This window comes from Spirosoma taeanense, from assembly GCF_013127955.1.
Taxonomy (GTDB): domain Bacteria; phylum Bacteroidota; class Bacteroidia; order Cytophagales; family Spirosomataceae; genus Spirosoma; species Spirosoma taeanense.
On record NZ_CP053435.1, the window covers coordinates 5,030,932 to 5,055,304 of the forward strand.

Consider the following 24,373-nt stretch of genomic DNA (forward strand, 5'->3'; position numbering starts at 1 on the left):
TAAATTGTTAAAATCGAATTAATAACGGTCAAAATTGTACCAGTAGCTCTACAAATGAGGCTATAAAAAATTGGATTATAAATAAATTTATTAAGCCTACATGAATGACTAAACGTGTTCCCTGGTAAGTAGTTAGCTATAGTTCATACTTTTAATTAATTATGATTTTTTCAAGAAAAACTGTTATTAGGTTTCTTGGCAGATACTTCGAAAAAATCCAGCGAATAGCCGTAATTTTGTCTGACGACAGGCTTCATTTTAGCCTTTATCGACGCGATTTCCTGCTTTTTTATGCGTACTGAACACTTTCAGCATCTGGCGGCTCAACTCAACGGCGATTTCTACGACGATCAGACCCAGCGAACGCTCTACGCTACGGATGCATCGGCTTACCGGGAAATGCCTGCGGCTGTGGCTGTTCCAAAAACGGTTGATGATCTTAAAACGCTGATTGCCTTTGCCCGGGAGCACAAAACCTCACTCATTCCCCGCACGGCCGGAACGTCGCTGGCCGGACAGGTTGTGGGCAGCGGTATCGTTGTCGATGTATCAAAATACTTTACCAAGATTCTGGAGATTAACCCGGAGGAGCGCTGGGTTCGAGTACAGCCCGGTGTCGTGCGTGACGAACTGAATCAGTTTCTAAAGCCCTACGGCCTTTATTTCGGACCGGAAACTTCGACGGCCAACCGGGCGATGATTGGCGGGATGGTCGGCAATAATTCATGCGGATCCAACTCAGTAGTTTACCGGGCTACGCGTGAGCACACGCTGTCGGTGAAAGCCTTACTGGCCGATGGGTCTGAGGTTGAATTTGGCCCGACCAGTGGCTGGGATTTCACCAAACAGGTCAGCGAAGCCAGCCGCCGAAACGGCTCTGCAACGCTGGCCGACCGGATTCTGCTCAAGACCAACGCCATTCTTGCTGATCCGGCTAATCAGGAGGAAATTCGGCGCAACTTCCCTAAACGCACCATCGAACGACGTAACACGGGGTATGCTCTGGATGCGCTGCTCGGCATGGAGCCATTTACGGCCGGTGGTGAGCCGTTCAATATGGCCAAGTTCATCGCTGGCTCGGAAGGAACCCTTTGTTTTCTGACTGAAATCAAGCTGAACCTCGTTCCTCTACCCCCCAAAGAAGGTGGCCTGGTCTGCGTTCACTGCCATTCCATTGATGAGTCGCTGCGCGCTACGCTGGTCGCGCTGAAATATAAGCCTTATGCTGTTGAACTGATTGACGATATCATTCTGGAACGAGCCGACACTAACGCCGAACAGCGTAAAAACAGCTTTTTTGTCCAGAAAACACCAACGGGTCATTTCCCCATCATTCTGGTTGTTGACCTTTCGCGCGACACCCGGGCCGAAATTGAGCAACTGGCAGCCCAGATGGAAGCCGAGATGCGGGAAGCCGAATTAGGCTACCATTATCCGCTGCTGTTTGGCGAGGATACCAAGAAAATCTGGACACTGCGAAAAGCGGGACTGGGTCTGCTTGGTAATCTGCCCGGCGATGAAAAGGCTGTGGCAGTTATTGAAGATACCGCCGTAGACGTTCAGGATTTGCCCGATTATATCCGCGAGTTCAATGAGATTCTGAGGAAGCACAACATGGCATCGGTCCATTACGCGCATGCAGGTTCGGGCGAGCTGCACCTTCGGCCAATCATTAACCTGAAAACAGAAGAAGGTCACCGACAGTATCGTCTTATTGCGGAGGAGATTGCCACGCTGGTCAAGAAATATAATGGTTCGCTCTCGGGTGAGCACGGCGACGGGCGGTTGCGGGGCGAGTTCATTCCGCAGATGGTCGGGCCGCACAACTACGAGCTGATGCGGCAGATTAAACACACCTGGGACCCGGATGGTATTTTCAACCCCGGCAAGATTGTTGAGACGCCCCCGATGGATACGTTTCTTCGGTACGAAGCGGGTCAGCAGACGCCGGAGTTCCAGACCTATTTTCGTTATAAGGACCAGAATGTGCTGCAACATGCGGAGCAGTGCAACGGCTCGGGCGATTGCCGCAAGACGCAGCTTTCGGGAGGAACCATGTGTCCCAGCTACATGGCCACTCGTAACGAAAAAGACACTACGCGCGCGCGGGCCAATATTCTGCGCGAAATGCTCACGCGCTCACCCAAAGAAAACCGCTTCGATCACGAAGAGATTAAGGAAGTGTATGATCTCTGCCTGTCCTGCAAAGGCTGCAAGAACGAATGCCCGTCGAACGTAGACGTAGCCAAACTGAAAGCCGAGTTTTTACAGCACTACTACGACACCAACGGCGTACCGATCCGGTCGCGGCTCATTGCCAACTTTGCCCGGCTGTCAGGATTGGCATCGTTCATTCCCTGGGCCTGGAACGGCGTATTGGGTACTCCGTCACTCCGGCGTATTGCCAACCGAACGGTCGGTTTTCATCCAGACCGGACAATTCCTTTGCTGGCCAGCACTACACTGCATCGATGGGCTAGAGGAAGAAGCCAGAAGAACCAAAGTGATAAGCAGCTTTTCCTGTTCTGCGATGAGTTCACGAATTATAACGACGTAGAAGTTGGCCAGAAAGCTATTCAGTTGTTCGAACGGCTGGGCTATACTGTTGTCATTCCTAAACATGGCGAAAGCGGTCGGGCTGCCCTCTCGAAAGGCATGCTGAAATACGCCAAAACGCTGGCTGAGCATAACGTACGGGCCCTGAAAGACGTTGTAACTGCCGAAATACCTCTTGTTGGGCTGGAGCCGTCTGCCATTCTTACGTTCCGGGACGAGTACCCTGATCTGGTTGATGAATCCCTAGTGGCCGATGCCAAACGCATTGCCGAAAACGCGCTGACCTTTGAGGAATTTATAGCCCGCGAGCTGGAAGCCGGACGCATCCGGCCCGAACAGTTCACCGACGAAAAACGCATGATCAAACTACACGGCCATTGCCAGCAGAAGGCTGTTTCATCACTCGTTCCGGGTAAGAAGGCCTTGTCTCTGCCTAAAAACTATAGCGTGCAGCTCATTCCATCAGGTTGTTGCGGCATGGCGGGGTCGTTTGGGTATGAGGCTGAACATTACGAGGTTTCCATGAAAATTGGCGAGCTGGTTCTGTTTCCAACCGTGCGCCAACAACCCGATGACATAATCATTGCCGCACCCGGAACCTCCTGCCGGCACCAGATTAAGGACGGCACCAATCGGAAAGCCAAACACCCGGCCGAAATTTTATTCGAGGCTCTGAAGTAAGACCGACCGTACGGCCGGCCTTACTCTTCCTCGCCCTCTCCTTTCGTCATTTCAGCTTCGAGCACATAAGCCCCCTTCACGACAACCTTCGTCAGGTCGGTTGGCTTCAGGGGTATGACTTCAACGCGCCCCTGCTCTACCTGGCCAAGTTTGACCGGCACCCGCCGATAGGTGCGCGCCTTAGCAGTTGATACGTACACAAATCCATTCTGGCCTTTACGGACAACAGCCTCTTCGGGTAAGGTAGTAGCCACCCGCGAGCCGGTCAGAATGCGGGCGTTGAGGAACATGCCGGGGATTAGTCGCGATTCCTGCCCTTCGTTTTCAATATGACCGTGAACGTTAATAGTGCGGGCCTCCCCTTCAAACGCTTTTCCAACCAGATAAACCCGTCCACGTACGGTTTCAGCGCCTAGCTTGGGATCATTGAGCAGGATTGTCTGCCCGTTTTTTATTTTGAACGCGTCGTTCTCAAACACGTTGAGCTCCAGATGCTTGTGTGCCTGGTCCATAACCTGAAACAAAACATCTGTCGTAGCCACCTGCTGACCCAGGTGAACATTCGAGGCCGTAACGTAACCCGCTACCGGCGATACGATCCGCATAACGGACGATAATTCGCCTTTTTTCAATGTCTCAACCGACGTACCCAGCGTCTGGAGTTTAAGCGCCAGTGAGCTAACTAGTGCCCGGTTGCTGGTATAATCCGCTTCGGCCTGCTGAAGTCGTTTCCGCGCGCCTACTTCTTCGGCATTGAGCGTTTTCTGGCGCTGCAGCTCTGCCTGCTGATAGGTCAACTGACTAATCGCCTGCAGGTAATCCTGCTGCATCTGAATGTAATCCAGACTTTGCAGCGTTGCCAGCGTTGCTCCCTTACCGATGCGTTGCCCCGGCAAGACGTTGACTCGTTTAATAACACCCGCAATGAGTGGGCTTACCGAAGCCATATACTGGGGCGGCACATCGACCGTACCGGTGGTTTTCACCTCATCACTAACGGTCGTCTGCGCTGCCGATCCCAGTTGCAGCCCCATTGACCTGAGTTGCTCGGGGGTAATCGTCAATTCATCGCCTGTTGCCGTGCTTTGAGCGACCGTACCAGTATCAGCAACGGCGTCGTCTTCGGCAGGCTTGCCATTGCAGGCAGCCATCAGGAGTGTAATCGATATGATAATGGCGTATTTCATGAGAATGGAGGTTCGCTATTCAATGCCCAAAAGCTCTTCGGTCTGAACAACGATGTTCGTATAATTGAGAACCGTGTTGAGGTAGTCTTCTTCAATGACAAATGCCTGCTGGCTATTCTGGAAAAACTCGATGTAGTCGATCTCTCCGGCACGATAACTCCGAAGGGCCGTCGACTGGATCAGCCGGGCCTGCGGCAAAGCAGCCTGCTCGAAATAAGCCAGCGACGCCCGCAGGGTTTCGGCGTTCCGCTGCAGAATGGCCAGTTGCCCGGTCAGCTGCGTTTGCGTATACGTAAAGTTGTTATCGACAAGCTGTTCGTTGATGCGGGCCGCGTTGATGCGGGCTTTGAACGCTTTGGAAAACAGTGGCACCGACACACCGGCCTGCACAACGTTAAAGCCAGGCTCGTGCAGAATCGACTGATTATAATATCCTATCAATAAATCGGGTTTCAGCCGCTGTCGTTCGAGGTGCGTCTGGTTCCGGCTAACAACACGCTCCTGCTGCAGCACCGCCAGAGCAGGATTTGCGGCCAGGGCGACCGTATCTGCCAGAGGAAAATCGCGCCGGAGGCTAAGCGTTGTATCGATCATCGGTAGATCGGGTACGTTAATAAGCAACTGCAACGCCCGCGTGTGGGTTTCAATATCGGCCCGCAGACTAAGCTGTCGCAGCCGAACGCTTTGCAGACGCGTATCGGCCGATACCTGCTCCAGTCGGTTGGTTTCACCGGTTCTGTAACGAACTTCGGCAGCGCGGGCCGCATTTTGATAGAGACTATCCTGCTGACGTAGGAGTCTGCTTACCTGATAATCAAACAACAGTTGATAATAGGCCTGCTTCACCCCGGTACTTAGCTGAACCCGCCGGAGGTCAAACCGACGTTCGGCCGATACAGCATTGCTCTGGTACAACAGCTTCTGAGCCCGATAAAACGACGGCAAGCCAAACAACTGGGTTGCGCCCACAATGTAGTCGGTTGGGCGAGCCTGCGTCTGACCAATCTGCACTTCCACACTGGTTTTAGCCGGATCAAAGGCCGAGTTAATCAAAGCTCGCTGACTTTCAATTTCCAGAGCGCTACCCCGTAACAACAGGCTCTGGCGATTGGCCAGATTAATAGCTTGCGGCAAGGTGAGCCGCTGAATCGTTCCTACATTCACATCAGGAGAAGGAATTGAACGGCTGCTAGCCGTTACTGAGGCCGTCTGGGCCAGCACGCCAAAAGGCAACCCGGCAATCAACAACAGGGCCAGCGCTGTTGGTACTGTTGCCGAAGGCTTGCTGGTCCCGCGTTTGGCACGACCCACAACCAGACTATACAGCACCGGCAGCACAACCAGGGTCAGGAGCGTAGCGGTTATCAAACCGCCGATAACAACCGTTGCCAATGGTTTCTGTACCTCTGCCCCGGCGGAGGTAGACAGCGCCATGGGCAGAAAGCCCAGTGAGGCTACTGAAGCTGTCATGATTACCGGCCGGAAGCGAACCCGCAAACCGTGTAGAATCCGTTCGTGCAGATCGCGTTCCCCTTCTTTTTCCAGTTCATTGAAATAACCAATCAAAACAATTCCGTTCAGGACAGCCACGCCGAACAGAGCAATGAAACCAACACCTGCCGAAATACTAAACGGCATATCCCGTATCCAGAGCGCTAGCACCCCACCCACGGCCGCAAGAGGAATCGAGCTAAAAATCAGCACGGCATATTTGAGCGAATTGAACGTAGCAAACAGCAGCAGAAAAATAAGAAACAAAGCCACCGGCACGGCAATACTTAGCCGATCTTTGGCTCGCTGCAGGTTTTCAAACGCTCCACCGTACGTAAAGTAATAGCCCGGTGGTAGTTTAATCTGCTGCTCCAACCGCTGCTGGATGTCGCCGACTACACTCTCTACGTCGCGTCCCCGGATACTGACACCAATGGTAATCCGACGTTTGGTACCGTCATGCGAAATCTGTGCCGGGGCCTGAATATAGCTGATCGTGGCAACCTCATCGAGTGGAACACTCCCCCCACCGGGTAAGGCGACGTAGAGTCCGCTCAGATCGGTCATATTCTGCCGACTGGCACTATCCAATCGAATCACCATATCGTAATGGCGTTCTCCTTCATAAACAGGCCCGGTCGTTTCGCCTGCAAAGCCCGCTTTAATGAGCCGGTTTACGTCTGCCACCGACACGCCATACTGCGCCAGCTTCGTCCGGTCATACTGCACGTTGATCTGCGGCAGACCCACCGTTTGCTCAACGCGCAGGCCCACTACGCCCGGTACTTTCTCGATGAACCGACTGCTGGCATTCGCCTTGTCGAAAAGTACCTGCAGATCATCACCAAAAATTTTAACGACGATATCCGACTTAACGCCCGTAATCATCTCATTGAACCGCATCTGAATGGGCTGCGTGAACTCAGCCGACGCGCCGGGTACCTCCTGCGCCAGCACCTCGCCCATTTTGGCGGCCATGTCCTCGCGGTCGGTGGCATTGGTCCAGTCGGCGCGGTCTTTCATGGTGATCATCAGATCAACCTGCTCAACGGGCATGGGGTCGGTAGGAATTTCTGACGCACCGATGCGCCCCACAATCTGTCGTACTTCATGGAAGTGCGTTTTCAGGGCTTTCTGCGCTTTGAGTGACGCGTCAATGGTAGCCGAGAGCGATGTGCCGGAGGGCATCCGAAAATCAATAGCCATATCGCCTTCATCCAATTGCGGAATAAACTCGCCCCCTAACCGGCCGAACAGCAGAACAATCACCGCCAGTGCGCCCAGCGCAATCAGGATGGTTGTTTTACGCCAGCGTAGGGCCAGCTTCGCCAGGGGTTCATAATGTTGGTAAAGCCAGTCCATCAGCCGGTCGGAGAAGGTTCGTTTTATTTCGACCGTTCTGGGCAGTAACAGCGCTGACATCATCGGTACATACGTGAGCGACAGAACCAGAGCAGCCAGAATGGCAAACGAAACCGTTTCGGCCATCGGCCGGAACATCTTTCCCTCGATGCCAGTAAGCGAGAGAATCGGCAGGTAAACTATCAGAATAATAATCTCGCCAAAAGCCGCCGACCGCCGGATTGCTGAAGCCGATTCAAAGACGGCCTCATCCATCTCGGTGGCCGTAAGCGTTCGGCCAATAAACCGTTTTTCCTGCCCGAAATGATGCAGCACCGCTTCAACGATAATGATCGACCCATCGACAATCAGGCCAAAGTCAATAGCACCCAAGCTCATCAGGTTGGCCGACAAGCCCAGCGTTTTCATCATACCGAGGGTAAACAGCATAGCCAGCGGAATTACCGAAGCCACAATCAGGCCCGCCCGCCAGCTGCCCATCAGAATCAACAGTACCGTTACCACAATCAGGCCTCCTTCCAGCAGGTTACGCTCAACGGTAGCAATGGTTTTACCAATTAGCTTGGTCCGATCAATGAACGGTACGATTTTTATTCCTTCGGGCAGCGAGGTCTGAATCCGTTTGATCCGCTCCTTGACGCCTTTAATTGTTGTTTCGGAATCGGCCCCTTTCAGCATTAGCACAATGCCACCCACAGCTTCGCCCTCGCCGTTTCGGGTAAGCGCACCAAAGCGTACGGCATGGCCAAACTGCACCTTCGCTACGTTACCAATTCGGATAGGCAACCCATTCCGGGTGTGGATAATTGTATTCTCGATGTCTTTCAGACTGCTGACGGCACCTTCGCCCCGAATAAAATAGGCCTGATTATTCCGTTCGATATAGCTGCCACCGGTGTTGGCATTGTTACGCGCCATGGCATCAGCCAGTTCGGTAAGCGTTACGCCCGACGCTCGCAGGCGTTCAGGGTCAACGGCGACCTCATACTGCTTCAGATATCCGCCGAAACTGCTGATCTCGATAACCCCTTTAATGCCGGCCAGCTGCCGTTTCACTATCCAGTCCTGAATGGAACGTAACTCCGACAGTGAATACTTTCCTTCATAACCGGCCTGGGGTACGAGCGTGTACTGATAGATTTCACCCAGCCCCGTCGTGATGGGGGCCAGAAACGGCTGCCCGTAATCAGCGGGAATATCTTTCAGCGCATTTTGCAGCTGTTCCGATACCAGCTGCCGGGCTCTGAGCATATCCGTCTCTTCGGTAAACACGACGGTCAGCACCGATAGGCCCAGCTTGGACACCGAGCGAATCTCCTCTACGTTCTGGAGGTTAGCCATCGCCAGCTCCAGGGGTGTTGTGATGAATCGTTCGGCCTCCTGCGCAGCCAGCGCGGGCGTCTGCGTAATGACAACGACCTGATTGTTGGTGATATCCGGCACGGCATCGACCGGCAGGTTATAGGCCGAATAGCCACCCCAGCCAATCAGAGCCAGCACAAACGCCCCAATGACTAATTTATTCCGAATACTGAATCGGATTATGGCATCAAACATGGATTTCTGAATAGAATGAACCGCTCAGGCGGATTGAGAAACAACAGGTACGAGCTATTGCACTCGCTTAGGTAACGAACACAATGGCAAACTTCGGCTATCTGACGACGGCCGAACCAGTAAGCTTATTCAGCAATGAGAAATCTACCGCCAGAACCGCGGTGGTTGCAGGAGTGAGGAGAACGCCTGTCGGGCGTTAAATAAAGGCACTTTGAAAATGGCTGCTGACGCCAGCTCTGTCACAAATGGCTCGTAAACAAACCGAAAGGCCTGCATGAAATCATAGGCTGAGGAGCCTCCATCAAACGATGGCAAACGGTTGTGGCTATGGCAGGGTGCTTTGTGATGCGGTGAATCGGGCAAGTAATGATCCAACAGAAAAGCCCAGAAACTCAAATCGTTGCCTTCCTCACGCTGGTGCTGCTGGTAGTGCGTCAACAACTCGGGCAGATGAGCTACCTGCTCCATGCTCATTCGCGGAATCAAACTTCCCACAAAAAGCATAACTGCCAGGAAAAAAGACACGAGCTGCTTCATCACCAGTTTTCTTCTCCTCAAAAATACAATACTTTGAATGAATACACATCCGGTCTGGTCGTTCAGCCTTAATTTGTAATTTATCGAACAACGTCATCGCCTTTATTTCCCGGCATAAAGACTGTCTTCTTTCTCCTGAAAGGGCCACCGCCTTCGAACGCCTGCCTGAATCAGAAACGCTACTACGCCCAGGGCGATGACCGTCAGGCCAGACAGCATGAATGTCAGGCCGGTAGATAAGAAGATGAATAACCAGACGCTGATAGCTAGCAGAACCGGTAGCGGATATAACGGCATTCGAAACGGGAAATCAACGGCTGTGCGACGACGGTGCAGCAGCAATAAACCAACGGCCTGGCCCACAAACTGCACCACGATACGCATGGCAAGAATGGCCGTAATCACATCACCAAGCCGAAACAGGAGGCTGAACACCAGCCCCAGCCCTCCCAGAAACAGCAGCGATACGTAGGGAAACTGCCGGGTAGGGTGCAGTTTGGCAAAAATCCGGAAAAACTGCCCGTCGGCCGCTGCAGCATACGGTACCCGCGAGTAGCCCAGCAAGACGGCAAACAAAGACGAAAAGGCGACCAGCAGAACCAGAATCGTTGCCAGCCGGGCCGCTTCAGGCCCGTACAGCGTCTCGACAAACGTACTAACAATAAACTCGCTGTTCTGAGCCTGTTGCCAGGGCACTACGCTCACCACACTCAGGTTCATGAGCAGATACAAGCCCGCAATGCCAACAATAGAGATAAACATGCTGGCCGGAATATTGCGCGCGGGCCGCTGAATTTCACTTCCAAGATGACAGACATTGTAGTAGCCAAGGTAGCAGTAGATCGTCTTCACCGATGCCTGGCCCAAGCCAGCCGCCACCAGTCCCCCGCTGATTGAACCAATCGAGCCAATCGTCTGGGTCAACGGAATCCGGGCATTACTGAGCCCGCCAACGATAATCCAGCCAAGAGTCAACAGCACAGCTCCCCACATGACAAGCCCAATTTTACCGATTGAATCAATCTTCCGGTAAAGCAGGATGATGATAATGAGCACAACTCCGCCCGAAACGGCTTTACGTTGCCATTCTTCCAGCGGCATCAGGTAGGATGCATACTGGGAGAAGCCAATGGCTCCGGACGCCATCACTAAAGGAGCCTGAATCAGCGTCTGCCAGACGTAGAGGAACGACAGGAGCCGACCCCAGCGCCGTTCGCCGTACGCAATTTTGAGAAAGTTATAGCTGCCCCCGGCCTGTGGGAAAGCCGCGCCCAACTCGGCCCATACAAACGCATCAATCAACGAAACAACCGCTCCTAATACCCAAGCCCACAAAAACTGCGGACCGCCCAGCGTTTTAATGACTAAGGGCAGAACCACAAACGGCCCAATACCCACCATATCAATCATATTGAGCGCCGTGCCCTGCAGTAGATTCAACCGCCGGGGTAAGGCTGGCGACGTAGCGGCTGGTGAGTCGGAAAGCGAATCAGGGGACGTAGAATCAGTCAATAGCGTAACAGATAAAGATTCCTGACAACTTATCTGACTAAGGTCATAAAGACCCTAAAAGTTCGACGTTTTGCGCTTACTCTGTGTTTTTAACCGCTCACTGGCTGTTCACCCGACAGCGTCGCTTACTTTTCCAAACAAACACGATAGACTAAGGTTGATACTTCCACTGAATCAGCAGGAATCAACTTTAACTACAGCGTTATGAAAAAAGTAATCATGTTGGCCGCCGTCCTGACTGTTGGGACAATGTTTAAATCTTTTGCACAAAACCCATCTCAGAGTACGTCTACGGGAAGCGTTTCGCAGCAGGGTAAATCGCCAAATACCAAGACTAGTTCGGTAGAGGGTATGAAACGGAAAGGCAGTGGCAAGATGGCATCCGGTGTTACCCGAAGTGGCAACAGCAACCTTTCACCTACATCGCCAACCAATACACCGGGAACTACCTCGAAGGGATCAGGTAGCGACAAAGGAACGCGCGTGAATGATATGAAGGAGAAAATTCCGGCTAAAAGCACCAAAAACGGTACGGCCACTGATGGTGGATTAACCAGCAACGGAACGCCAAACTATGGCACAAAGGTTAATGTTAAGTCGACTTCAGGGTCGAATGGCAGTTCAAATCGCTCAACCTCAACCCAGGCACGCAGCAGCGACGCCAATGGATCGAGCAATGGGGCGCAACCTGCCGGAGTTGGTAAAGCAGACAAAATGAAACGGGGCAAAGATGGCCAGTTGCCGGCCGAGGCTACCCAAAATGGCAATAGCCGTGCATCAGTCAACCAGCCCATCGTTACGCAGGGCAGCACTTCACAGGGGTCTGCCAGCGTTTCATCGGGGGGTGGTGCAAAAGGAAGTCAGGTAAAAACAGCTAGCCAGAAGGCTATGGCTAACACCGAAACCAAAGCCAGTGTAAAATCAACTTCGGGTTCAACCGGCGGCTCGATACGGCCAACCTCAACAGCCGCGACCCAGCAGGAAGCACGGACTAGCGACGCCAATGTGTCGAAAAATGGACCGCAGCCAACTGGAGTCGGTAAAGCCGGTACGCCTTCGGGCAATACGGCTGGCCGCAAAGCGAAAGGCCAAAGCTACCCGCAGCAATGAATTATTCTGGTGGACGCTAACAAACGTCCACCAGAATAATTTCTTTATCAATACAGTACGTGCAGGCTTCCTTTGTAGAGGTCAGTCCGGCCGAAGATGTGGATAACATACTGATAAACGCCCGGCGCAACTTTCTGGGCGTTATACGTACCGTCCCAGGGCGTTGCATACCCTTTCGATTGAAAAATCGGCGAACCCCAGCGATCATACACCAGCACCTCGCAGTCGGGCATATCGGCGATGTTCCGAATTTCCCAGGTATCGTTCTGGCCGTCGCCATTCGGCGTAAACGCACTGGCCGTAAAAAGCCTGATGATCCGATCAATGCGGATGCTATCGTAAGCCGGGCACTGATCATTGACTAAACTAACCTGTAGTTTATACACACCCGGTTGGTCGACTACCAAATCTGGCTGACTGGCCCCCGACAGGGATTGGCCATCAAATGACCAGCGAAACCGGTAGGTTGCCGGTTGTGGCAAGGTAGTTAAACGCAGCGTATCGGTCTTGCTGGTCAGTACCGTACGTAAAGACTGAATAGCGGCATTAGGGACATTGGGCGGCAGCACCTTCACGGCTTTTGAGGTCGTGTCTGTCCCGCATTTCTGCAGAAACTTCTTAACAACTGTGTATGTACCCGCATCCGTCACGCTGAGCGTGTAGCTGGTGGCGCCGGTAATGTCTTTTCCATCACGCTGCCACTGATAGCCATAGGTCATATCAGCCGGGATGGCCAGCGTAATCGGGGAGTTATCGCAGCGGGCAATCTCCGACGAATCGCGCCCTTTATAGGTAATACTGGGGGCAGGGGGCGTGTTGAGTTTACAGTCAACAACCGGCAACTGGTATTCGCGCCGGACCTGCCCAATCTCGACACCCCCACGAAACTCATGCACAACAACGGCAAACACAAACAAGCCAATCTGACTGGCTTTTACGCTCAGTTTACCAGTGTTTTTATCAATAGACAGGGCAGGATTACCGGGAATGGCGTTCGTTGCGCTGAAGCCGGTTGCCCACTGCGCCGGTGGATAAGACGCCCGTGAGGTTCCAAGACCGTATACGCTAACATTATTGGTGTATCCTGCCAGGGGCGTCACCAGCTCGTAGCTCAGTTGATCGCCATCCGCGTCGGTGGCGCTGAAATCCATCTCGAACGACTGGTTCCGGCAAACGTACTCAGCCGCCGGAACGATAAATCTGGGGGATGAATTTTTTGTCTGCACTCCCGGGAAGTCAAGCTGAAAAACCATTCCAGTGTTCTGTGGATTACGCAGGTTGGTCAGGCTGCTGTTGCGACAGCACCGCTCCCAGATGACGTAGTAGCCGCCGGGGCTGTTGAACTGATCGTCTGACAGCGTAACCCGATTTGTATACCGCACCATCAGCAACTGCACATCCCGGAGTTTGGCGCAGGCGGCATTGTTACCATAGAGCGCCTGCTCAGACGTCTTGTCTAAATTGAACGAGCCCATCTGGACGTTGTCCTGCCGACGAAACACATAGACATCCAGATTCGAGTTGAAGTTGGTATTATCCAGCTTGGTCTTATCGTAAAAGATGGTTAGCGAAAGCTCATAAACGCCCGCTGTGGCCGTCTTTTGCAGACTTATGTCCCCACCGTAAATGTGTTCGGCAACAGCATCGCTTGCCCCAGCCAGCCAGTTCCAGCCTACGATCAACCCAAGCAGCCAGTACAGTTTCTTCATGCGGCAAACCTTATGTTAATATTCTGTAAAAATACGTAAACAGTTTGGCTTGTCGGATGCCCTTATATGTATTCATTACCAAAAATCAGCTGATGAGTAGCGGCTTAGACGCTCGAAGCTCCTGGGGGCCCTGAAACAAAAACGTCGCTGCCGGTTGATAGCCAGCAACGACGTTTTGCTTCAATGAAACATGCAATCAGTTCAACAGCTGATCAAACGTCAGGCTAACGTAATACATCGAGCCAATGCCGGGGTTTGCCCACGACTGGGTATAAAGTTTACCTAACAGATTGGTTCCTCCCACTTTCAGTATCGACTTCAGGCTGGTGATCTTCTTGGAAACCTGCGCATCGAGCGTACTGTAAGCCGGGATGATTGTTTGCTTACGGTTGGTTGCCTCAACATTAGCGACGGTCGTTTCCCACAGGAACGAGTCCTGATAACGCCAGATGACGTTGAAGCCAAAGCCGCTGTTACGCAGATTACGGTTGCCCACCGAGAGATTGTAACGGTACTTAGGCGTGTTAAAAAACGTTACAAAGTCAGCCGGAATTTCGTCGGTGTTGACCAGGTAGTTTGACGATACGTTACCGCCGATAGTGAAGTTAGCCGGTAGTTGATAGTCTGCGCTGATGGCCCAGCCGGCATTTTTCAGCTGTACAGGCGAATTAACCGGCAGGTTATACACGTTCCGGGTCGTGCTGCTCAGCAGTGAAGCCGGAAAACCAGCCCGGCCCGGCGTATTGTCCTGCACGACCTGCTGGCCACCTTCGTAGTTCAGGAAGCGGTTATAATAATAGTAGGCATCGATAAACAGCTTCTTGCTGATCAAGGCTTTATAGCCTACCTCATAAGTCTCTACCCGCTCGGGGTCGTAACCTGGGCTGACAAACGGCTGCAAGAGCTGAGCCGCCTGCGCGGGTGCCGTTCCACCCTGTACAGCCGCTCCAAACGCCCGCACAGAAGTTAAGGTGTAAACCGGGTTCGAAGCAAAATTATATTTCTGCGCAAATACGGGCAAACCCCCGATCAGCCGCGCACCTGGCGTATTAAGATCAATGTACTGCGACTGCGTGGTTGGGATGCGGAAGCCCCGCTGGAACGACGCCCGGATGTTGTGCACCTTGGCCAGCGTCAGCACCGCCGACAACCGGGGACTGATCTGCGCCTTGAAATTCTGGTTCTTGTCGTAACGGATAGAGCCCGTCAGCTTCAGGATTTCGGCCAGGGTTTTTGAAGCCTGCGCGTAGCCACCGTATTCGTTGATGGTATACTCGCTGCCGTCTTCTTTCTTCAAAAAGATCGTCCCGCCCGAATTCAGCGCATACTGACGGAAATTACCGCCCACAATCAGCTCGACAATTTTCGGCTCAATCAGCTTGTTGAAGTTATACATAAACTCCCCATGATACAGGTTCGTTCTGTCCAGAAACTTTGCCCCTACGCCCTGTGCATTCCCTGGAATCGGGCGGCTTGCTACGGCATCAAACGCCTGCTGAAACGCCGGAGTACCGGGAATAAGCCGACCCTGGTCTGCTACACCACGCGCTACGCCAAGCCAGGTTACCTGCTGGCTGTTAACAAAATTCTGGGCACCGGCCAGTGCGGCCGTCGGCGCCTGCCCCGCGCCCAGCGCCGTCAGGAAGGCACCGGCGTATCCTTGAAAAGCCGTTTGGGCGTAGGTACCAAAGAACTGAGGAAACCAGGCGCTGGCGCTGGGCTTCCAAGCTTCGTTGATACCAATACCCAGCGTTCCGGTTGCGTAGGCATCTCCCGAACGCTCCTGGGTAGTGTAAGCCCGCACGAAGAAGTGCGAACCGCGCAGTTCGAGCTTGTACTGCCCCAGCACAAACCCTTTAATGTAGTAGCGGTCAGCCCCCGTGTATACGGTCGTTCCGGTGCCAACGTTGCCCTGACCAATCAGTTCGACCGCATCGTTGATACGATAATGCAGGGCCCCGCTCAGTTTAAGGTTATTGACGTTATAATCGACCAGTTCCGGCTCCATATACCCCGTCCGGGAAATATCCAGCCGAGGAATGATGGCATTAAAGATCTGCAAAGGTGTCTGACCCGTCAGCTGTGGCAGCGTCCGGTTGCCAGCCTGCGGAATCTGGGTTGTGGCAATCAATCCTAATATCTGCGAGGTGCCATTGGCACCGGTGCCGGGCTGGCCATTACCCAGCAGGCTGCTATAAATATTCGCCCGCACCCCCCCATCGTCACCGTATATGTTGACGCCGTCGTATCCTGGGTTGTTCTGGCGGCTGCCCGTCTGCAGGTTAAACCCGTTCGAGAAGCTCTGATCCCGATAATTGGTTGCCTGCCAGTCGTTAGCTGCTATATAGGAGGCATTTAATTTGAAGGCAAAGCGGTTATTGAACGCCTTGGCATAACGAAACGCGACATCGTAATAAGGCGTTGTTGCCGTTGCCCGGTTGTCGGCGTTCATAACGCCCACTTTAGCCTGTGCGCTTACGCCCTGATACAGAAACGGACTTTTGGAGGTCAGTAGTAGTAGTCCATTGATGGCGTTAGGTCCATAGAGCGCCGAAGCAGCCCCCGGCAGCAGTTCAACGCTTTCCAGATCAAGTTCCGAAATACCGGCGATGTTACCCACGGCAAAATTCAGACCGGGGGCCTGATTGTCCATACCATCGGCCAGCTGCACGACCCGCGTATTGCCATTGGCGCCAAAGCCGCGCACGTTCACCGACCGGAACGTCAGACTCTGGGTGCTCATATCAACGCCTTTGATATTCTGCAGTGCATCGTAAAATGTGGCGGATGGAGTAGCCTGAATAGCCCGTATATCCATTTTTTCCACCGATACCGGCGACTGCATTACGCTTTCCTCCACCCGCGATGCCGACACGACAACCTCCTGACCGAGCGTCACCTGCTCTTTCATGCTGACGTTCATATCAGTACGGTCGTTGTTGATGACAAACTCCTGCGTTTGAAAACCAACCCCCGAAACAGCAACCGTAAAAGGTGTGGGCGTGCTGGTCGTCAGCGAAAAGTTACCTTTCTGATCCGTAATGGTTCCAATAACTTTGCCTTTAACGGCAATGCTGATCCCCGCAAGCTCCTCCCGTTTAGCCTCGTCAGTCACCTTGCCGGCGATACGAGTCTGTGCCATCGCATTTAGGCTTAAAAGACCTGATAATCCGAGGGCAAGAATGAGGTAGGTAATAGTTTTAGACATGAGTGATTACAAATAAAAGTGGGATTTAGTGATGGGTTAACCGTTTAAGGCTAAACATACGGATAAGTCTGAGTTTTGTCTAAAAAAATCACCTTAACAAACTATAAACATGCAGTATAAAAACCTCAATGCGCTGTAAGTCAATAGTTTGTTAAGTAACCCTTTTTATTCAACGTAAATCAATACTACTGTCTCTCTGGCTAAAACTTAGCGGTTTCGAATCTTAGCCGCTTTTTTAGCATTTGCAGCCGAAAAAAGTATATAGGGTTGCTAGTTGTCTTTCAGGTAACAGGACTATCTCTTAATTGACCTCTATACCCGTATGACACACGAATCGAGTAACCCAAACCGGCGCAGTTTTCTCAAAGCTTCTGGTTTGTTGACTGGTGGCGCTATGCTAAGCAGCTTCGGAGCCACCGCTGGCGACCATCTGGTCCGGGGCTTTCACCTTTCGGTCAACGACACTATTAAAGTTGCTCTTATCGGTTGTGGCGGCAGAGGCAGGGGGGCTGCCCAGCAGGCTCTTAGTACGAAGCAAAACGTTAAAATCGTGGCATTGGCCGATGCTTTTCGTGATAATCTCGACCAAGCGTATAAAATTCTTTCAGAACGAGGTTTAAAAGCAGCTGATGGATCACCGAAAGTAGACGTACCCGAAGATCATAAATTTGTTGGCTTCGACGCCTATAAACAAGCTATCGCCTTGGCAGACGTCGTGATTTTGGCGACGCCACCGGGTTTCCGGCCGAGTCATTTTGAGGAGGCCGTCCGGCAGGGTAAGCACATTTTCATGGAAAAACCCGTAGCGACCGACGCACCGGGTGTTCGGCGGGTACTGGCGGCTGCCGAAGAAGCCAAAAAGAAAAAATTGAACGTAGTCGTCGGCTTACAGCGTCGCTATCAACCTAGTTATCGTGACATGATCAAGCGCATCCACGACGGAGCTCTCGGCGATATTATTGGCGGACAGGTCTATTGGATTAGCGGTGGCGTCTGGCATAAGCCTCGCCAGCCCAATCAGACGGAAATGGACTATCAGATGCGCAACTGGTATTACTTCAACTGGCTCTGTGGCGATCATATCAACGAGCAGCACGTTCATAATATTGACGTAGCAAACTGGGTGAAAAATAGTTATCCAGTTTCCTGTCAGGGAACGGGTGGCCGCCAGGTACGTAACGGCAAAGATGACGGCGAAATTTTTGATCATCACATTGTCGATTTTGTTTATGCCGACGGCACAACCATCAACAGCCAGTGTCGTCACTACGAAGGGACTTACAGCCGGGTCGATGAACTTTTCCTGGGTACGAAAGGTAAAGTTGAAGGCATGGAGAAGAGAAGTAGTGCCTTGATGAGCTACAATGGGCAACCTTTATATACCCACGACGCTAAAGCAGATGGCAATCCTTACCAGATTGAACACGATGAGTTGTTTGAAGCCATCGCTAAAGGCCAGTACACATTCGCTGATGCCGAACGAGTAGCTAAAAGTACAATGACGGCTATTATGGGCCGTATGGCTACTTATTCGGGAAAAGTGGTGAAGTGGGACGAGGCTCTGAATTCGCAGATCGATCTGTTTCCCGAAAAACTGGCCTGGGATGCCATGCCCAAGAGCTTACCTGATAAGGATGGATTTTATCCGATTGCGGTACCAGGTAAAACCATAACCGTATAGACAGACGGAGCAAAGCTGCTAAACAGCAGGTTTATAATTTACTTAAACGCGGCCGACTGCCACTGGCGAAGTCGGCCGCGTTTGTTTTCCAGCAAGAGGAGCTGCGTACCGGGAAACCGCTTTAGTAGCCGACGGCTTTTTCGCATACCCGCTACACTGAATACCTTCGTAAGCGCATCTGCCTGATACCCGTTGGGTGCCAGCACCGTCGCCTGGACAAAATGCCGCAAGCCCAGCCCCGAGCGTGGGTTCATAATGTGCGAGTAACGCCGACCCCTGTATTCCAGAAAACGGTACGTATCGCCGGACGTAGTAATGGCCGCATTTTTCAACAAAATTACAGTTGTATCCGGCTTTCCGTTCTGCCCTGAGCCGATGCTCACGCGCCAGCCCGAACCAGCCGATCCGTCAGGGGGTGGGTCGCCCGCCAGGATATCGCCACCGATATCAATCAAAGCGGAGCGAACGCCGAACCGTTGTAATACCAGCAGAGCCTCATCAATGGCAAACCCCTGCCCAATTCCGCCTACATCAAGCCGCATACCCGCCCGACGCAGCCGCACCGTTTGATTTTTAGGGTTTAGTTCCATCAGTCGATAGCCAACCGCCCGCCTTGCCCGTCGACGTTCGGTCGGGCCCGGAAACTCCCTCCGCCGAACCGCCCGACGCCAGAGTAACGACATCGGTCCAATGGTCGGATCAAAACGACCGTGCGAGAGACGGGCGATTGTCCACGCTTTTTGTAGTACCTCAAACAACTCTGCTGATACGGACACCCACCGACGGGAACCGCCTGTAGCCGAAAGTCGGTTAATTTCGGATCCGTCCAGATAGTCGCTCATGATTTGGTTGAGCGTATCCATCCGGGCCGATACAGCGGCATTGGCGCGACTGGCGGTCAGACTGTCGGCCGCATAGAAGGTGAGGCTAAACTGCGTTCCCATCAACCCACGGTGAAAGCTGAAGCGACGCAGAACCGCAGTGGTAAAACCTTCGTGACTATATGACTGAGCAGTGAGCGTATAGGGAAACAAGCACCCTATCAGCAAAGCTATCCGGAAGCGGAAAGACAAATTAGCGCCCAACGTGTTTTTACTGACGTGGCCTGACCAACATCATTAGTTATGGTAACAATCCGAAATAAATTCGTTTTACTGGCTGCCGGATTCTGGCTCGGCGGCATTATCCTTCTGCTACTTGGGGCCGCGTTCAGGCCGCAATCCTGGGCGGGCGCGCCCCTGACGATCGGGATTATCGGGCAGGCACTCGGTTTCGGATTTCTGGGCTTCGCGCTAATGCAGGCTGTTTTTAGAAAAAGGAATAGATAGTCTTTACACCTGCGCAGCCTTATTCCGCAGATACATATCGGCCAGAACCAGAGCCGCCATCGACTCAACAATGGGCACCGCACGAGGCACTACGCAGGGATCGTGTCGGCCTTTGCCCGAAACCGTAACGGTCTGGCCCTGCACATCCACACTATCCTGATCCTGCATAATGGTCGCTACGGGTTTGAACGCCGTCCGGAAATAAATATCCTCGCCGTTGCTGATGCCCCCCTGAATTCCGCCCGAGTGGTTCGTGCGGGTACGCACATGTCCGGTTTCGTCGGTATAAAAGGCGTCGTTATGCATCGAGCCATATAACTCCGCTCCGGCAAAGCCACTGCCGTATTCAAACCCTTTGACCGCATTAATGCTCAGCATTGCCTTGCCCAGCTCGGCATGGAGTTTATCGAACACCGGTTCACCCCAGCCTACGGGCACGCCGGTTATTACGCAGTCAACCACGCCCCCAATGGAGTCGCCCTGCTTTCGGGTTTCGTCGATATACTGAAACATTCGCTCGGCGGTTTCGGGGTCGGGACAACGTACTGCGTTTTCTTCGGCGAGCGCCAGGCTGAGTTCCTGATACGGCTTTTCAAGTTTCAGCTTTCCTACCTGCGAAACATAAGCGTGAATCTGCACGCCCTGCTGGGCCAGCAGGAGTTTGGCAACGGCACCCGCGGCAACACGGGCGGCTGTTTCGCGGGCCGATGAACGGCCACCACCCCGGTAGTCGCGGGAGCCGTATTTACTCTGGTAGGTGTAGTCGGCGTGCGAAGGCCGGAACTGCTCGGCGATATGACCGTAATCCTTACTGCGCTGATCCGTATTCCGGATCAAAAGGGTGATCGGCGTTCCCTGCGTCCTGCCCTCAAATACGCCCGATAAAACTTCGAATTCGTCAGCTTCACGCCGTTGGGTCGTAATGCGCGACTGACCGGGTTTACGCCGATCGAGTTCGTGCTGGATAAAATCGGTGTCGAACGTTAGTCCGGCGGGGCAACCATCAATCACAACGCCAATGCCCGGCCCGTGTGATTCACCAAAAGTAGCTATTCTGAAAATCGTTCCGTATGTATTGCCCATAGGTCGGGACGTTGGTTGTTGAACTCGGCGCTGAAGCTTTTCCTGGTTCTCTATTCGTCAACCAACGCCTTTATCGCTTAAAAAACACAAAAATAATCCCTAACAGCATCAACACAATCAGAACATTGGCAACAGCCCGAATCAATACCGAAATACTAACTGGCTGGCGATTGCTATCCAGTGCGTCAATCCCGGCATAAAGCGAGTTGCCGCTTGGAACCGTTGGGGCAAGCTCACCTTCGGGTATGGCAGCTTCCTGAGCTACCGCCGAGCCACCAACATGCAGCTGCATTTTAGGCCGTAACGTGTCGTACCGCTCCTTTTGAAGATCGAAATAAATCCATTGAAAGCGATTCGCCAACGAAATGATTCCGTTTTGACGCGGTACTACAAAGTACGTAAACGTTTTACTACCCGTGACCTGATTGCCATTCTGATTGATGACATGCTGCTCTTCGGGCGGAAAAATATCGGCATTACCAGCCTCGTCCAGCTTATCAGGCTCCGGTAAAGCTGCAATGTTTCCCTCCCCGACTATGCTGAACGAGTATCGGACGCTCTTCCCCACGCCTACTCGCTGGCGGTCGAGTTTCTCTTCCAGAACAAACGAACCAACCGGTACCCGCCCCCGCAAAGGATGCGCAGGTAAAGCCTGAACATTGACGGTAAGCGGTTTGCTGCTGAACGATACATACTCTGTTTGAGCCGTGGGTGGACCGATAACAGGCCGGGGGCGTGCCAACCGGATAGACACCGACGGTAAACGGATCGGTTGCGCGGCTAAGGGAAAAAAAATGGCCTTATAGAGTTTGTATTCCCTGAATTTTTTACCGCCTACCAGTACTTCTACCGCTTTCAGATCTGCGCTATGTACGTTTTCTTCCCAGGCATTAGCGGGCCGGATGCTCCGGGTTATCTCCTGCAACTGCTTATCGAGATTGGTAATATTCAGCTCGTAGGGATAGTTATTGGCGACGAAGAAAGCAAGAGTCAGGCTAATGGCTTCCCCGGTGTAGATCGCAGATCGGGACGTTCGTAATGCCAGAAAAGCCGCTCCATTGGGCGGCACAGCAACCGTTGTCAGCGTCGAACTAGCCGGCGCTGAAGCAGCTGCCGACGACCGTACGACCAGCACGGCTCCCTCCGACCGCACGGATACTCCATTAATGATCAGCACGAATGGTGGCAGGCGAAAACGCCCAGCAGCCATCGCCTGATAGCTCTGCGAGATAACCTGGTTAGTGATGGTTTCACCCCCAACTTCGCTGGTGGTTACGCTGGTCGACGTACCTTTTTTTGTAAAGCCCGGAATGTCGGGAAAAAGGATCGTTGGGCGGTTTTCATTATCCGGAATTGATACAGAAATAGTAAAAGGCCGCTCAATCGGAAAATTTAAGGCACTAAATTCAATAGCTGGCGTATTATCAGCCACTTGAGCAAAAGCAGCGACTGAACAACAAAAAAATAATACAAGTAATTTTGGGAATATTTCAATTAACATTGTTATTTCGTAGCAACATTTTCCGGTACAAGCCGTTCCGAGATTAAGTAGTCAATAGCAAATGGATCCGTTTCTCCTTACAGAAAACTGTGAACTTCTTTAACCAAAAATAAATCTAACCTCCCATGCTTTCCATGCTTGAATACATCAAGACCATCCTTCAGAAGGTGAGTTTTGATAAAGCACTGTTTGAAAAAGAGCTGGCTAAGGCCATCCAGATGCTCATTCCCGAAGAGGTTAAACAACTGAAACGCTGGTGTTACGCCCAGTTCGGTAAAATGTACCGGGTTGTGCTGAATCGTTGCTTCTCTCGAGCAAGGTTTGCCTGACGGCTTTCCCGAGCTTTTTGAATTCGTTACGCCCCGGCTACCTAGCCGGGGCTTTTTGCTGCGTTACGCTGTGGATTGCGCGGCACTGGATGCCCTATAAGTCGCGCTTCTCGCGCATATCCGGTATTTCGACATGCTTAAAGCCAGCGGCCTGTAGCTTTTCTTTCCAGATCAGTTGCTTATCGTATTCACCATGGACCAGAAACACCGTTTTAACCTGGTTTGGATCCTGACAGCTCAAAAACTGCAGCATTTCGCGATAATCGCCATGCGCCGAGAAGGAATCCATCACCTCAACCCGGGCCGCAACGGCGTATTTCTCGCCAAAGATCGTTACGTCGCGATCACCCCGCTTCAGCGCCCCACCCAGGCTGTTTGGCGATGCGTAGCCGACCAGCAGGATAGTCGTTCGGGGATTTTCGATATTGTTCTTGATGTGGTGCTTAATCCGTCCGGCTTCCGCCATGCCCGATGGGGCAATGATAATACACGGCTCCTGCCGGTTGTTGATCGCTTTCGACTCTTCAACGTCAGCGACGTAATGTAGATTGGGAAAGTTAAATGCATCCCCATCCTTCTTAATGTAAGCCAGAATATCGGGGTTAAAATCTTCCTCGTGATCCCGCATGATGTGAGTGGCCTTCACCGACATGGGGCTGTCAATATAAACCGGCAGCCGGGGCAGCGCTCCTTCGTTCGATAGCTGATCGAGGGCATAAATCAACTCCTGCGTCCGGTCAACGGCGAAGGCCGGAATGAGTAATTTACCACGTTCCTCAACGCAGGTTTGCCGCACAATCCGTAACAAATGGGCCTTCATGTCGGGTTCGGCTTCGTGAAGCCGGTCGCCGTAGGTCGATTCGCAAATGATATAATCAGCCTGCGGGAATGGATCGGGCTTCCGTAAAATCTTGTCGTCGGGCCGACCAATATCCCCGCTAAAGAACAGACGTTTCTCCTGCTGGCCTTCCTGAATTGCCAGGCTAATGGCCGCACTGCCCAGCAGATGAGCCGCATCGGTCAGCAGGCCCGTCACTTCATCACAGATTCGAAACGGCTGATTGTATTCAACAGAACGCATCTGGTCGAGCGCCCGACGCACATCGTCTTCGTCATACAGCGCTTCGAGTTCAGGCTGTCCCCGGCGGCTCCGTCGTTTGTTAACGCGTTCAAGGTCTCGCTCCTGAATCCGGGCGCTGTCCATCAGCATCACTTCGCAGAGATCAATGGTGGCCGATGTGGTATAAATCGGTCCTTCAAAGCCCTGCCGAACGAGTCGCGGAATTAGCCCGGTATGGTCAATGTGCGCGTGAGACAGCACCATATAGTCTATCCGGGCCGGATCGAAACCAAAGTCCTGGTTCAGCTCGTCGGTATTGATTCCCTGAAACAGGCCACAGTCCAGTAAAATCTGGGTACCGTTCGTCAGCGTGAGCAGATGTTTGCTGCCGGTTACCGTGCGGGCAGCGCCGAAAAATTGGATAATCATGGCTAGAGCAGAAAAAACGGGAGCCGGACAAAATAAATTGTTACGGCTCACC

The 24,373-nt window shown here is 52.6% G+C and carries 15 protein-coding genes; 5 read left to right on the plus strand and 10 right to left on the minus strand.

Annotation, left to right across the window (positions count from 1 at the left end; all coding sequences use genetic code 11):
* Positions 1-291 precede the first annotated feature (291 nt).
* Positions 292-3,237, plus strand: a complete 2,946-nt coding sequence (locus HNV11_RS20840) for an FAD-binding and (Fe-S)-binding domain-containing protein (RefSeq protein ID WP_171741498.1) — start codon at positions 292-294, stop codon at positions 3,235-3,237.
* A 20-nt stretch (positions 3,238-3,257) separates the two neighbouring features.
* On the opposite strand, the gene HNV11_RS20845 is transcribed toward HNV11_RS20840, so the two are convergent.
* The 4 genes from HNV11_RS20845 to HNV11_RS20860 form a co-directional block, all read right to left on the minus strand.
* Entirely contained in the window at positions 3,258-4,424 is a 1,167-nt protein-coding gene (locus HNV11_RS20845) for an efflux RND transporter periplasmic adaptor subunit (protein WP_171741499.1), read from the minus strand.
* A gap of 15 nt (positions 4,425-4,439) precedes the next feature.
* Positions 4,440-8,834: a CusA/CzcA family heavy metal efflux RND transporter gene (locus tag HNV11_RS20850; protein WP_171741500.1), complete on the minus strand. Its 4,395-nt coding sequence runs from the start codon at positions 8,832-8,834 to the stop codon at positions 4,440-4,442.
* Positions 8,835-8,978: 144 nt separating this feature from the next.
* The gene (locus tag HNV11_RS20855) at positions 8,979-9,338 is read right to left on the minus strand and encodes a hypothetical protein (protein WP_171741501.1); all 360 of its coding nucleotides are present in this window, start codon (positions 9,336-9,338) and stop codon (positions 8,979-8,981) included.
* Positions 9,339-9,473: 135 nt separating this feature from the next.
* The gene (locus HNV11_RS20860) at positions 9,474-10,883 is read right to left on the minus strand and encodes an APC family permease (protein ID WP_171741502.1); all 1,410 of its coding nucleotides are present in this window, start codon (positions 10,881-10,883) and stop codon (positions 9,474-9,476) included.
* A 204-nt stretch (positions 10,884-11,087) separates the two neighbouring features.
* Between HNV11_RS20860 and HNV11_RS20865 the strand changes: the two genes are divergently transcribed.
* The gene (locus tag HNV11_RS20865; protein ID WP_171741503.1) at positions 11,088-11,993 is read left to right on the plus strand and encodes a hypothetical protein; all 906 of its coding nucleotides are present in this window, start codon (positions 11,088-11,090) and stop codon (positions 11,991-11,993) included.
* A 47-nt stretch (positions 11,994-12,040) separates the two neighbouring features.
* Here HNV11_RS20865 and HNV11_RS20870 read toward each other — a convergent pair whose 3' ends face one another.
* The gene (locus HNV11_RS20870; protein ID WP_171741504.1) at positions 12,041-13,702 is read right to left on the minus strand and encodes a gliding motility-associated C-terminal domain-containing protein; all 1,662 of its coding nucleotides are present in this window, start codon (positions 13,700-13,702) and stop codon (positions 12,041-12,043) included.
* 196 nt (positions 13,703-13,898) lie between these two features.
* Entirely contained in the window at positions 13,899-16,910 is a 3,012-nt protein-coding gene (locus HNV11_RS20875) for a TonB-dependent receptor (RefSeq protein ID WP_171741505.1), read from the minus strand.
* A gap of 322 nt (positions 16,911-17,232) precedes the next feature.
* Between HNV11_RS20875 and HNV11_RS20880 the strand changes: the two genes are divergently transcribed.
* Entirely contained in the window at positions 17,233-18,591 is a 1,359-nt protein-coding gene (locus HNV11_RS20880; protein ID WP_171741506.1) for a Gfo/Idh/MocA family oxidoreductase, read from the plus strand.
* A 38-nt stretch (positions 18,592-18,629) separates the two neighbouring features.
* On the opposite strand, the gene HNV11_RS20885 is transcribed toward HNV11_RS20880, so the two are convergent.
* The gene (locus tag HNV11_RS20885; RefSeq protein ID WP_171741507.1) at positions 18,630-19,535 is read right to left on the minus strand and encodes an FAD:protein FMN transferase; all 906 of its coding nucleotides are present in this window, start codon (positions 19,533-19,535) and stop codon (positions 18,630-18,632) included.
* 180 nt (positions 19,536-19,715) lie between these two features.
* Between HNV11_RS20885 and HNV11_RS20890 the strand changes: the two genes are divergently transcribed.
* On the plus strand, positions 19,716-19,919 hold the full coding sequence (locus tag HNV11_RS20890; protein WP_171741508.1) for a hypothetical protein: 204 nt from the start codon (positions 19,716-19,718) through the stop codon (positions 19,917-19,919).
* 3 nt (positions 19,920-19,922) lie between these two features.
* On the opposite strand, the gene aroC is transcribed toward HNV11_RS20890, so the two are convergent.
* Positions 19,923-21,002, minus strand: coding sequence for a chorismate synthase (gene aroC, locus HNV11_RS20895; RefSeq protein WP_171741509.1), 1,080 nt, complete (start codon positions 21,000-21,002; stop codon positions 19,923-19,925).
* A gap of 70 nt (positions 21,003-21,072) precedes the next feature.
* Entirely contained in the window at positions 21,073-22,434 is a 1,362-nt protein-coding gene (locus tag HNV11_RS20900) for a BatD family protein (RefSeq protein ID WP_240163611.1), read from the minus strand.
* Between the two features lie 194 nt (positions 22,435-22,628).
* Here HNV11_RS20900 and HNV11_RS20905 point away from each other — a divergent pair, with 194 nt between their 5' ends.
* Positions 22,629-22,832, plus strand: coding sequence for a hypothetical protein (locus HNV11_RS20905; RefSeq protein ID WP_171741511.1), 204 nt, complete (start codon positions 22,629-22,631; stop codon positions 22,830-22,832).
* A gap of 94 nt (positions 22,833-22,926) precedes the next feature.
* Here HNV11_RS20905 and HNV11_RS20910 read toward each other — a convergent pair whose 3' ends face one another.
* Complete coding sequence (locus HNV11_RS20910; protein ID WP_171741512.1) at positions 22,927-24,321, minus strand: MBL fold metallo-hydrolase RNA specificity domain-containing protein; 1,395 nt, start codon at positions 24,319-24,321, stop codon at positions 22,927-22,929.
* Positions 24,322-24,373: the final 52 nt, after the last annotated feature.

Excerpts from the sequence above, each read along its gene's own strand:
- HNV11_RS20840 (WP_171741498.1), top strand. The coding sequence starts at position 292 with ATGCGTACTGAACACTTTCAGCATCTGGCGGCTCAACTCAACGGCGAT.
- HNV11_RS20845 (WP_171741499.1), bottom strand. The coding sequence starts at position 4,424 with ATGAAATACGCCATTATCATATCGATTACACTCCTGATGGCTGCCTGC.
- HNV11_RS20850 (WP_171741500.1), bottom strand. The coding sequence starts at position 8,834 with ATGTTTGATGCCATAATCCGATTCAGTATTCGGAATAAATTAGTCATT.
- HNV11_RS20855 (WP_171741501.1), bottom strand. The coding sequence starts at position 9,338 with ATGCTTTTTGTGGGAAGTTTGATTCCGCGAATGAGCATGGAGCAGGTA.
- HNV11_RS20865 (WP_171741503.1), top strand. The coding sequence starts at position 11,088 with ATGAAAAAAGTAATCATGTTGGCCGCCGTCCTGACTGTTGGGACAATG.
- HNV11_RS20870 (WP_171741504.1), bottom strand. The coding sequence starts at position 13,702 with ATGAAGAAACTGTACTGGCTGCTTGGGTTGATCGTAGGCTGGAACTGG.
- HNV11_RS20875 (WP_171741505.1), bottom strand. The coding sequence starts at position 16,910 with ATGTCTAAAACTATTACCTACCTCATTCTTGCCCTCGGATTATCAGGT.
- HNV11_RS20880 (WP_171741506.1), top strand. The coding sequence starts at position 17,233 with ATGACACACGAATCGAGTAACCCAAACCGGCGCAGTTTTCTCAAAGCT.
- HNV11_RS20885 (WP_171741507.1), bottom strand. The coding sequence starts at position 19,535 with ATGGGAACGCAGTTTAGCCTCACCTTCTATGCGGCCGACAGTCTGACC.
- HNV11_RS20890 (WP_171741508.1), top strand. The coding sequence starts at position 19,716 with ATGGTAACAATCCGAAATAAATTCGTTTTACTGGCTGCCGGATTCTGG.
- aroC (WP_171741509.1), bottom strand. The coding sequence starts at position 21,002 with ATGGGCAATACATACGGAACGATTTTCAGAATAGCTACTTTTGGTGAA.
- HNV11_RS20905 (WP_171741511.1), top strand. The coding sequence starts at position 22,629 with ATGCTTTCCATGCTTGAATACATCAAGACCATCCTTCAGAAGGTGAGT.
- HNV11_RS20910 (WP_171741512.1), bottom strand. The coding sequence starts at position 24,321 with ATGATTATCCAATTTTTCGGCGCTGCCCGCACGGTAACCGGCAGCAAA.